The sequence below is a fragment of the Paenibacillus algorifonticola genome (assembly GCF_050481745.1).
In the GTDB taxonomy this organism is placed as follows: Bacteria; Bacillota; Bacilli; order Paenibacillales; family Paenibacillaceae; genus Pristimantibacillus; species Pristimantibacillus algorifonticola_A.
Genome location: NZ_JBCNGR010000017.1, coordinates 219,913 through 232,066, shown reverse-complemented (window position 1 = coordinate 232,066; position 12,154 = coordinate 219,913). Strand labels below are relative to the sequence as shown.

Annotated in this window: 9 protein-coding genes; all 9 read right to left on the bottom strand. The window is 42.6% G+C overall.

Annotated features, from left to right (window positions below):
* Positions 1 to 25: 25 nt before the first annotated feature.
* The 9 genes from ABEW34_RS17230 to ABEW34_RS17190 all read right to left on the bottom strand — a co-directional run bounded on the left by ABEW34_RS17230 (position 26) and on the right by ABEW34_RS17190 (position 12,106).
* The gene (locus ABEW34_RS17230) at positions 26 to 1,618 is read right to left on the bottom strand and encodes a hypothetical protein (protein ID WP_430160393.1); all 1,593 of its coding nucleotides are present in this window, start codon (positions 1,616 to 1,618) and stop codon (positions 26 to 28) included.
* A gap of 13 nt (positions 1,619 to 1,631) precedes the next feature.
* Positions 1,632 to 2,231, bottom strand: a complete 600-nt coding sequence (locus ABEW34_RS17225; RefSeq protein ID WP_430160392.1) for a hypothetical protein — start codon at positions 2,229 to 2,231, stop codon at positions 1,632 to 1,634.
* A 59-nt stretch (positions 2,232 to 2,290) separates the two neighbouring features.
* Positions 2,291 to 2,752: a hypothetical protein gene (locus tag ABEW34_RS17220; RefSeq protein WP_430160391.1), complete on the bottom strand. Its 462-nt coding sequence runs from the start codon at positions 2,750 to 2,752 to the stop codon at positions 2,291 to 2,293.
* A gap of 123 nt (positions 2,753 to 2,875) precedes the next feature.
* Positions 2,876 to 3,970: a hypothetical protein gene (locus ABEW34_RS17215; RefSeq protein ID WP_430160390.1), complete on the bottom strand. Its 1,095-nt coding sequence runs from the start codon at positions 3,968 to 3,970 to the stop codon at positions 2,876 to 2,878.
* Between the two features lie 77 nt (positions 3,971 to 4,047).
* Complete coding sequence (locus ABEW34_RS17210) at positions 4,048 to 4,908, bottom strand: hypothetical protein (RefSeq protein ID WP_430160389.1); 861 nt, start codon at positions 4,906 to 4,908, stop codon at positions 4,048 to 4,050.
* Between the two features lie 12 nt (positions 4,909 to 4,920).
* Positions 4,921 to 6,012 (bottom strand): cell adhesion protein, encoded by a 1,092-nt coding sequence (locus ABEW34_RS17205; RefSeq protein WP_430160388.1) that lies wholly within the window; start codon positions 6,010 to 6,012, stop codon positions 4,921 to 4,923.
* Positions 6,013 to 8,775 (bottom strand): hypothetical protein, encoded by a 2,763-nt coding sequence (locus ABEW34_RS17200; protein WP_430160387.1) that lies wholly within the window; start codon positions 8,773 to 8,775, stop codon positions 6,013 to 6,015. It abuts the gene before it with no gap.
* Positions 8,776 to 8,812: 37 nt separating this feature from the next.
* Positions 8,813 to 10,630, bottom strand: coding sequence for a hypothetical protein (locus ABEW34_RS17195; RefSeq protein ID WP_430160386.1), 1,818 nt, complete (start codon positions 10,628 to 10,630; stop codon positions 8,813 to 8,815).
* Positions 10,631 to 10,690: 60 nt separating this feature from the next.
* Positions 10,691 to 12,106 (bottom strand): hypothetical protein, encoded by a 1,416-nt coding sequence (locus ABEW34_RS17190; protein ID WP_430160385.1) that lies wholly within the window; start codon positions 12,104 to 12,106, stop codon positions 10,691 to 10,693.
* Between the last annotated feature and the right edge of the window lie 48 nt (positions 12,107 to 12,154).

The window sequence follows — 12,154 nt, the reverse complement described above, 5'->3', positions numbered from 1 at the left end:
ATATTACAAAGGCTGACCTAGATTTTTATAAAGGGCCAGCCTTGGCATATATGTTAAAATCCCCACCTGTAAGGGTTTCCTCTTGCGTGATTATTCTCACATAGAAAGGAACTTCGTCCCCATCTTCAAAAGTACCATTAAATATTAACGTCTCTTCTGGAATAAAGGGGCTATTGTATCTACTAATCTCGATTTTAAGATTATCCGGAAACTCGACAGGTCGAATAAATGCTCTTAATTGAATGACCTTAAATCCTGACAAATTTTTAAGATATACCCTTTTTGTTTCTGACACCTGCCCTGCAACAAGTGTTCCAAAGTCCAACAGTTTAAAAATTTCTTCACCATTTCCGTTATAATATCCATCTTCGTTTATGTTTCCATTATGAAAAACCAATAGTGGCTTTTCAATATAAACCATTGTTATTTTAGGCCTAATAGCTGCATTAGAATTTCGAGTACTTGCAAAGCTTGTTGAATGTGAACCACCATTAAATCCTTTGTCCGCAACTAATTCCCAAGCAACCCCAAATGGCTCACTTATATCTCTATATGCTTTCGTTATGTCTATATTGTACCAAGTGCCTACAGCCCCGCTTCTCGCTGCTACTTGCTTTCCAAGGCTTACTACTGTAGGATGGACATCTAGCTTGGAGCTCCAAGAAGAAGTTACTCTATAAACATTTACCTGCCCAGTGAAATTTGAGTTTGAATTAGTTGTAACGTACAAGGCCAGACCAATATTAACAGGTATAATGCCTAGGGGTAAATCAATATCAAGTATTCCTCTATTAATGGCTAAATTGGGACTACTCGTAGAGTTTCGCATTGCAATTTCCACGGCACTTGCTTGCCCTACAAATGACGAAGCAGTACTCACCGGATAGCCCATATCATATTTTATTAGTGAATTAGTTATATTAGATATTACTGTAGGATCTATACTCACAGGGTAAATAGCCTTTTTTAAAAACTCTTCGTCTTCTACTTGAACGGTAAGTGTCTCGTACTCCCCATCGTGGTTTAGAGCATATTTTATACCGCAACTAATATTTCCAACGGAATCTATCATATAAGGATCATCGATTTCCCATAATACTTCCTTAGAAAATGCATCTATGATTGTAAAATCATCATCAATCTGAACTATTTCAGTATTTCTTTTCTTTATAGTAAATATAAATTCTCTTAAATTTGTTTCTTTATTTAAAATAATGTTTTCTTTTACGCTATTGTTTGAAACAATATATTCAATATCTACACCATCAAAGCAACTCATAAATTTATGAGTTGAAGTTAAAGTTTGTACCCTTTCTGGTGAAGCATCTTTGAGTTTAAAGTTTATCCATCTTTCATAAGCTTCAGTAGAGGATTCTAAACCAAATAGATGTAAATTTTGTGATGTGGTGTCCCCAAAGTAAACATTAAATGAGTTATTGGTAACACCATCCTTAAACTCCCATTTATGTATGGGTACAATATCCGTACAAATTTCTCTCCAGGTGTTATTAATATCTCTATAGTGAATAGGAGCTGAATAATATTCTGCTCTAAAAGTGCCATCGCCTTGATCATAATGCTTGGAAAATGCACACCTCTTTTCAAAAGCTTCTTTCATATGATCCCCCTCCTTATTTTAGTTCCCAAACAATACTGCCACCCACTCCTCTGCAAAGAGGAGCATGTATATCGTCTACTTTCTTTCCATTCCGTTTAATTTCCAATCTGCCATCCAAGTTTGTATTTGTGACAATTTTCAAATCTAGACGGGCTAATTGATTTAAGGGAATCTGACATATAGCTTGAAAATGAAAATCTATATCATCGTCACTGAAATTGACTTTGTAGCCGAAATTAAATTGGGTTATAGCTGAGCGGCCAGAACCTTCAATTTTAGGATTAAACAAAAACTCCGCATCTTTGTAAGTTATAATATCGTTATAAAATGCGGGTCTTCCATTAAGTTGATAGTTCGAATTCTCAGTCACATAGTTCATTTCAATCATTTGGCCCATTATTTTAAATATCCCGCTGTAGTTTTCAAAATACATGGAACCACCGCCTCCTATAAGGCCAAAGCGGATAAGTTCATCTCTTTTTATGTTGTAAAAGCTTTGCTCTTCTCGGGTGTGAAAATCAAATTCAGACGTGCAGGTACCGTCAGCATATTCAGCTACCCAAATGAAAGCTTGCTCCACAGGCGATGTAAATTTTCTATTATTACCAAACATAAAATATTCCCCCATTGTATTGGTAGACAAGAAGCCCCACTATAGCAGTGGGGCTCCCATTATGTGTATTGATAAGCTACGCGGGTTAAGAAAGTAAAATTCCCTGCCGTAGCTGTTGCTGGAACGTTCGCATGAAGAGATACTTTAGCAAAGTTGGTCATTGCCCCTATTGAACCATCATTTGCTGTTCCTTTAATAATACCTGCTCCAGCAGTGCCAGCGCCTTGAATGGCTTTGGTAAAAGTTCCACCAATCGGTGTGAAATTACTCTCATTTAATGAATCAACCCTTGCTTCAATCCACTTGTTTGTGACAACCTCACCCGTGTTACTTCCTAGGACGTCTTTCGTTGTAATGGTGCAATTAGTCATATCTGATAAAATGCCAGAACCACCCTTGTTGTTCCAAATAAGAAATGTTGTTACTTCTGACACACTGCCCGCATCAACGACACCAATTTGCCATTCTGTTTTTTGTTGTGTATTTGTAATATCAAACCACTGTACTATTGGGGTTGCCATGTTCAAAATCCCTCCTTGTGTTATTGCTAACTTCAATATAAGTTGGAGAAGCCTCTTCTTAACCTTGAAGTTGGTAAAAAAATACCCAATGCTGCGTTAGCATTGGGTATTTTCACGATCTTTTTACAGAATCTTCTTATAACTAACATCCAGCACATCCGGTACACCCTCAACGATTTGCAGCGTATCAGGAGCAAAATTAATGCCTGTATATTCACCCTGGCCATTCTCAATGTTCACATAATGAATACCCGGCGACTGCAATTGTCCATTAATATAGACGAATAAAGTATCTTTGCGTGCACTGCCCTTAGCTAGCGTATAGGAAGTTTCTCCACCAACCGCTTCATAAATTTCGCGGGTCGACTCTTCCTCCACTTTACCGAGGCCTACTTCCGCTGCTGCAAGCCTTCCTGCCAAGTGGCTAAGTACAGCCTGCACATGAAGTCCAGTGTAGTTCGGATCCGTAATAACCCCTACTAGTTGAGCGCCTTTGCCAGCTGCAGTGGAGACAAAATCGCTTCGAATAGCTGTATCAGCATTGGCGCGGGCAGTCGATTCACTAGCGATTTGCTGGACAATCGGCGTAGCTAAGTTAGCTGCTCCATCATTATCCAGCGAACCTGCGCTACCGTACAAATCCTTCATCAGCTGAATAAGATTCATATACGCTTTAGCATCGGTCGCCCCTTCAACAAAGCCGGCTCCGCCTTTAATAATGGCATCTACCGGAATAACCGAAAGGTTTGTCCGTACTACATAGCGAAAATCGACATTTTCCGAAGCTGCGGGGAACGTATATGGTTCTTCAGTGTCGTTCACTATGCTATAAAATTTGAGAACAAACTCCCCTGAATTTTCTTCCAAACGGCCATATACAACGTCTGAATCCTCATCTCCAATAGGAGAATCCGTACCGGCAAGACGAACTTGTACTTTTTCTTCTAAAACCACTCCTTCAACTGCAACTGAAGTGGCTACCGGCCGGGAGCCTATAAGGTTCGTTACCATCAACTGGTTAAAACCCGCTACCACCTTATCGTTAACTTGAACAAACACATCCAATTTCGTGTCTTCCAATACATCCCGATGAGCTGAAAAATCAATATCAATAAAGTTTTCACTGATTTTATTCGCCTCATCAAAATGCTGATTCCGCATAATTTTGTTGTTAAACTGCTCTCCACGGAATCTAGCAATCCCTCTCGTACCTGCCATATTTCCTCATCTCTCCTTTCTCTTTCCACCTTCATTATAAGGAGATCCCGCTTTATTCTCACAGCAAAGCGTAATATTTAAACTACCTGAATGACCAGTTCGACGGTTAAGCCTTCAATGCCCGCTCCCGCTTGAATGATGTGGATTCGAAAGTGATCATTTGCATGAGCATAAGCGATTTGCAAATCATACGGGCTTGTGCTTGTCTTGCTGGAGTGCGCGCCTCTATCTATCGTCAGACCTGACCCCAAAATACTCGTCCAGCTAGGGCTTATATCCAGTTGTTCCTGCGAGCACTTTTCTATATCGATTAAGGTAGCTTCGCTGCCTGTTGTAGAGCAGGAAGCATACACCTCCGTAATAATCCCTTCATATGGAAAGCGAATATCCATTTTAGCGACACCATTTTTGACCTTATTAAGCACAAAAACTATCGTCTTGCTTTCAGCGCGGCGTTCAATGGAATCCAAGCGAGCATCAAGGTCTAGATGCGGCGCATCCTGCTCCTTATATTTTCTAGCTTTAATGATTTCCTGCTCAAGCTTCCTGAGAAGCTCTGCATCCTGTTCCCATCCAATAGTCGTGCCTTTCTCAAAATACTCAAGCTTCCAAATTCGAATATGAATTTCGTCACCCAGTTTCAATACAAACGGTTGTCCGGCTAAAGCGGAATCCCCATAATCCAGAGGATAACGGCCCAAATCCAAACGGATTGTCCGTTTATCCACTTCCTCATAGCCGCCACCCGATAGCAATTGCTGACCGTTAAAATGAACTTCAATTTGCCCAATATCCGGAATATAAGTGTATGGATCAAGCACAATAAATAAACCTTTGCCGCTGTCCAAATAAGCTTGATCCACAATAAGCTCCAGGCTGTCCCAGTAAAAAGTCTCCTTCTTGCCATAACGCTTCAACGTCATTTTAGTTCCGGCCATCGTTCCACCTCCCTACACATGATTAATATCCAAAATAAAATTCAACGGTTTGATATCAAAATGTTCATTTTTTCGTTCAACCTTCATCCAAAACTTTATTCGACCTAAGGGAGAAACCTCCGGCAGCTCAAGCGTCGGGGAAAAATCCATCGCTGGCTGATCCTCATCGTCATGACACAAATCGACCCACTCGTAGCCAAACTTATCGAGGTACTGGAGAATACCCAATTTGACATTTTTAGCTGTCTTATTGGCTGAAGGATTGACTAGCTCCATTTGAACAACCGTCATATTGTCATACATCGTACCCAAATACGTATCTTGCGTTACGTTAAGCTCCTTGCCTTGCCAGTGTACTTGCAGCTCGGTACCAAATAAGAAGGTATCCCCTCCATAAATATCAAAGGCGCTCAGGCTCGATAGAAGAGTTCCATTGCTATCATAAACTTTAATCATTCCATAATAAGGAGCTGTGGGAATCTGGATATCCACGCCTGTCCAGGTTCTTTCAACCGTTGACGATGCAATGGAATTGCCGAATTCATCACATAAATACACCGTGCAGCCTTCAGACAAATTACCGACTGTTATTTTATCGCTTTTGCAAAGCACTAGACGATCCAATTTCAGTGGAACAAAACCGGAGCTATCTTTACTCTTTAAAACGACTCCGAGTTTATTCGCGGCCAAAGTATCGGTATCAAAAAGCTCCCATCCACTACCACGATCCGCATAAAATGTCCATCGATTCCCCGTTCTGAGCGCTCGCCATTTGCTATACTCCCGCACAGCTGTATCTATACTTTCCAAAAATTCAATTCGGGACTCGCCATCCTTCCAGACGACAATTCCCCCCTCGTCCTTATGCTCCGTAGGTACATAATCTGCTGTTACCTCGAAGAGCAGGCTATGTTCTGATTCTGGAATATCAAACAGTAGCATATTATCTTCTTCCGTGTGATTCATAACGAACTGTTTAAGAGAATGGTCCAAATCTCCCGCATGGTGAGGGGAGAGTGTATAGCGAGCATGAAGACTCTCGTATTCAAATCCATCATCAAACAGGAGCCCACTCGTTTTTTTATAAATACCCAATTTTATCACCTACCTTGTTTTCTTCCAGTTCCATATGCTCCACGATGCTATCTTTCCAATAATGAGCCAAATTCTTGGTTTCTTCTGTTCAGGATGCGTAGTCATCCGTCCTTGTTCAGCTTCATCAATTGAAACTTCAATCGTTTTATGACGTTTCCCGCCGATTGGCTGAGCAATATCAGTCTCCAAGATAGCTTTGCGACGTTCTCCTGCCGATGGGGATATCGGCTCTGTTTGATGTATAATGCGTTTCCGTTCAGCATGCTCGGAGCTTTCAATATCCACTTCCAGCGGTGCATGCTTGCGGCTTGATTGTTCATGCTCCTGAATATTCGTTTCCGTGAGCCGCCGTTTGCGAATTGCTTCATTCGCTTCCGCTACATCACCACCATTAATCGACAATACATTATCGGCTGAAATGATTTCTTCCTCATCACCACCATTTATGAATAGCTTATTTTCTGCCGAATGGCTTAGCTGTGTAACAGCATTAAGCACGGTTTCACTTTGGCCAGCAGCCGTTTCATCCAAAATAGCCGGCATACTGACATCACCAAAATGAGTGGAGCCTTCTTCATGCCTGATCGCATCAAGCACGGTTTCCCCTCTCCCTACTCCATCCAACTCCATGATGACCTCATTGCTATTTATAGATTCAGCTCTCTCATCCTGATGAAGAACATTGAAATAGTCAGGCGCGAACAAATCAGCCCCTTCCACATTTTCATAGAAGGCCTCTTCGTTAGAAGCTGCAATTGCGGCTTTGTCCGGCTGGTGAAGAATGGAGTTATAGTCGGAAGCAGACTCGGCCATCGCGGGATCCGATATCAGCAATTGTGTATCCTTATCTTTAAACATCGACGTTTCCATAGGTTGAGCCGTTCCTTCAAACTCCGTGACATAGCTCGCCTCCGTACGGTCATTTTCACTCTGATAAGTGAGATAATCTTTGTACTGCGCTTGCTCCGTCTCCTGCATTACATAGTCCTTCATTCTATCCACATACTGGGCCGTTTCTGACAGCTGCAGATTCGTATCCTCAAGTCCAAGCCCATTGGCGGCTGTCTGAGTTATATCCTGTACGCCTTCTGCCTGCCCTGCTTTATCGGCATATTCAAAATCAGGTCCTTCCGCAAGCTTGCTGTTAGCATCCGTAATAGCTTGTCCAATATGATGCAGCCACACTTCCTGGCCCAAACCCGATTGATTGAGTAGAGTTGTTTCATCCATTATGCCGCTATAGGGTGAGCGAGTATAAGCATGTTCCGGAATTTCCGCAATACCCGCTTTATTGCCGCTGGCCTCCGCAAGTTCGGTTTCGCTTGTAAAAGAAAGCAGATTGCCGCTTCCCCCAGCGGTCTCCGTAACATGCATGAATCCATCTGCCCGGGCATCAGTAAACATCTGTTCCAGTGAGTCGATGATCGCATCTGCAGCAGCCTGAGCATCAGCCTCTGAAAGCTTTTCAGACAAAGCACGAGTTCCTATTTGTTCCATCCCCGATTCAATCATCTCAAACGCAGCCGATCCATACATAATTTCCATAAGTCTGGCTACTTTGCTTACATGCGGATCACTAGATAAAATTTGCTTTATATGGTCTGAGAGGGTGTCCGCAGCTATTTCTCCTTCAACTCCAGAATGGCTGGAAGAAGCTGCGAGTAAATTGATTTGGGCATCTGCATTCACATTATCTACGCTGCTATACGTTGACCATGCAACGTCCGCTTCCCTGCGGCTGCCGTCGATCGCCTCTGATAGCAGCTCCATAGTTCCTTCTTCCTTATTTCCTGAGAGGGCACTCTCCAGCTCGACTTGCACAACCTCATCTTTGCTTGCTGAACCGGCGTTATAATAGTGGGATGTATAAGCCTTATGTGTGTCATCTGTGACATTTAAAGTGTTGGAGAAAGCTTCAATCTCCCCATCCGCCATTTCGTTTTGCCTTATTGTATGGGAGAAGGATTCTCCGGTCGTTCCGTATAAAAAGGGATTATTTTTTTGAGCTGCATGAAAAGCTTCCGTCTCGATCTCAAAATCCTTAGATTGATTAATGGCCGGATTTAATTCAGTTGGCCTGTCTACTATATTTTGCCGCTCATTTTCATAAAAGGGGGCTGCCTCCACAGGCTGCGCCGATTCGGGAATAGCCCGCTCAACCTTGAATAGCCTAGTTGCCTTACTAGCATTCACTACATCAAATACATATCGCGATTGAACGTCAGATTGGTTGTCAGCCAAAGGTGATCTTTGCTCTCCTAATTTGAACTGTTCGACTAATAAGTCTTTATCTGCTTGGGCAGCGGCCGCGCTACGCGCTACTTCACCCACTTCAGGGATCGTTTGAAAAGCGGCTTCATTCCCTTCACTCAAGGCCGCTTCAAAAATACCCGAATGATTAGAATTCTCCGATTCATCCATTTGAGCCAGCGGTGATCTTATGACACTGTAATCAGCGCTTAAATACTCATGAACCCGGTTTAGGTAGTTGACTATGCTTGCCAGAACGGTTTCCATCTCTTTTCCTTCCGGTTCAGACACATAGCTGGCTTTATAGCTTTTCCCGAATGCCCCGGTTGCCACATTCGGTGTTTTTCCCGCCTCCTTCATCTTGTCTTCAATTAATGCCTGATACGTGCTGCTCACTGGAGCAGTCAGATGATATTGGTTATTCACATCGACCAAGTAGTCCAAACCGAACGTCAGTTCATAGCCCTTTTTTGAAAAAAGGGCGGTGAAACTGAGCAGGTAAGATTTTTTACCGTTCAGCATTTCACCGCCTACCTCCCTTGCTTATTAAATTAAGCTATTACCCCTGATTCTTGATTAACGTTTCTTTCAAAATGCCAAGACCGATTGGGGCAAATGGCGACATATTGGCCAGTGTAAGCGGACTTACAGGAGTATCAGCCAGCGTATACCGATATAGCTGTTTATAGTCATAGGTCGCAATAACCTCTTCTCCATCTCCTGGAATATAGCCCGCAGCAAAAGTAATGGCTTTCGTCTCCATTTCAATCGTATAATCCGTACCATATTCCATTTCAACGCAATCCACTTTAATTTTAATGTTGAAAGGCGTACCGTCATTTTTCAGCGACGGACGATGTGACAGATGGAATACCGCTCTCGTGCCGTCTCCTTTGCCTAAATCTTCATTTTCAGCCGTTTCTACGACCTCCAGCTCATCAAGCTGAGAAATATTTTTCGGATGCACAGCGTAGCATTCATCCAATTTACCGACAAAGCCATCATTTGGATGCACAATATACATCGGAGAAATATGATATTTTCCGCTGTATACAGATGGGTTGAATCTCGCTTCGCCCTCGTCCACCTGTTTGTCATGGGAGATAAAAGCAAGATAATGATGCTGGTAATAGGTGCCGCCAATCGACTGCTGCAATTGTACAGAGCTATTGCCATTTGAAGTATTGTTTCCATAGTCAACGAATAGTGCACCGAGCTTCATATTCGCTTTCCACTTCACTTCATCGGCTGCGCGGCAGCCAGACATAATAACATGGTTCTTCCGCGGCGCTTTGCCCAAAGTCGTCAAGCGACCGATATAGAGCGGTGCATAATACGTATTTTCCGGCCCTGGTGTCGGGTCTGGGCGGAGAAACATAACAATGCGGTCTTTGGTAATATTGCCCCAATAATAAATGGTCGAGTCCCGCTGCCAGCCGCGTGAAAAATCATCCAGCGGTGTAAAGGACATTGCCGTTGGAAGTGACGGATACAGATAATAAATAGCGGTATAGGCTGCATTAAGCAATTGATCCCCTTTATCTGGATCGAAACTCTTTACTGGAATATCGCCGTAGTCGAGCGTATCTGTACCATTTCCGTTCAGCACCTTAATGTAAGATACGTTCATCTCCGCGCCAGACTCTGGAGCAGCACCTGTCAATGTGATCGTATTGCTAGCATAATTGACCGTATATAAGTCAGGCGACACCTCGACTTTATTTTTATAAAAAGTCACAGTACCCGCTTTAAGTGTCGCCGTTGTAGGAATAGGGAACGATTTGCGCGAGCCATCGCCGTCTGGAAGAATAGATTCCGGATCTCCAATGTATACAGCATCACTCATAGCTTGTACAATTTTTTCCCCGCGCACATCATCAAAAGTAAAGAAATACATGCGTTTAGGCGGCCTAGGAGCAATCTGGGCAGGCTCGTAAGATACTGTATACTTATCTCCCTCTACCGGTGCCTCCCCCATAAGGACTTGTCCCTTAAAATCATCAAGCGTATAGTCTGCTTTAGGCACCTCAACACCGTTTCTATAGATAATGACCGTATCCTTAACGATAGGATACACTTTAAATTGAAAACCCCTATCAGTCTCCGGAATACGTACTAATTGCCCTAGAATAGAGTTTTGAGAAATAAAATCTGCTTCACCAAGCGTTGCAGTATTTTTAGTGCCATAGCCGTAAACCATACCGAAATTTCTGACTTGCCCGTCGCTGCCTCGCGAACGGAACAAACGGACATCGGCAAATTTCGTATTTTTATAGACAGAACGGTACTTGATGAACGTATTCCAGCCATTGTTGTTAAACAGCTTTTCCAGGTCTAATGGCAGCTGTTGAATATTAGAGTCTTTATCAAACCACATAATGTGACCACCTCTCGTTTAAATAGGCCGGCTGCTTGGTTAGGGCAGCCGAAGCCTTTATTACGTAATCTCATTTCCTTCTTCATCTACTGAGTTGACATACAAACCTATACCTGCCGGACGATATTGCGTGCCGGGCTTTTTCGTGAAAGGTGAAATTCCTTCTACCATGAAGTAGCGGAAAACATCATACTCATTTGGGCAAAGCGCCTTACGCACACGAAGCTTATTCGCATTAAACGACAACGCAGACAAAGCAATGGTATCTTTAAGTGAACCCCGGACACCTTCCTCAGGATGGATTAAATACACTTTGGAAGTATGCACCTTCTGGCTATAACGTGAAGGATTAAATGAGTATTTGTACAATGGATTTTCTGCATTATTCCAGGCTCTTGGATAGTCCTTGCCATCTGAGGCGCGTTGTGGCGGAATCGCGTTTGGCGGCGCGTTCCATGACAAGTAATACGCTTGATAGCGGGCACCCAGCTTAGAGCGGCTCATCATGACATTATCCAGCCCATTGGCCGGGTATTTCGGATAGCTTTTCAACAACGGAAGAATGCTCGGCATCCTTGTCGTATTATCGAAATCATATTTCGCAATTTTATCAATCTCATTCTCCCTAGGGACAGAACCTACAAACATCGCATAAGCATCGTCACCTTCTTCAATCGGATCAATTTTTCCAAAATAAAGCGGAATGGATGGAACAAGATTTCCTTCTGGTGCCGGTACATTGTCGGACTGAAGGATTAAAAATAAATTCGTAGAATTCATATGTCCTTTAATTGCTATTTCAGAATCATGCCACCAATTAGTATACTGGGCGGGTGCACTAAAAGAGGACGAATAATAACTATCCAAAAGATTAGTTCGTAAACCAGCCGTCATAATAGGAGATTGCATCCTGTCTAAAGTAGCTTTTGTAATCGTGAATACTCCTCCAAGTGACGCTACTGTTAGCCAATCACTCTGCTCTGCCTCTATGTCTAATGCAGCACGCAATTGTTCTTTTTCATCACTGCTATTCCAAGGAAATACAATATTAGGATGATCCACTTTCAAACCAGACAACTTCTCTATCATGTACATATAAAGAGTATGAGGTGCCCGATAGTTTCTAGCTTCATTACTTGCCCATCTACCAAAAGCCTCATTTTTTATGACCTCAGGATCCACATCAAGATCCCTCATGGCTCCAATCGTCATTTCCCAGCTCCCAGCAATAGCAATACCAAACATTTTCCCCTCTGCGTTCTCATAAATATAATGTTCCGCAACAGTGTTTCTTACTACACTGCTATTAGTTGTAGATCCCGTAGGTTTGGTCCATTTTGCATCATAGATAACCTTTTTAAAATTAGCTGCAATTTTCCAACCTGCTGTGGCAAGCAATTCACCCAGTCTCCACTGCAGGTTCTCTTCCGTTACCTTATGGGTAAAGGAAGCAGGTGTTGTATCGATAAATGCCATTTATTTAACACTCCTTTGCTCAATTCTTTAATTGTTCAATCATTGATT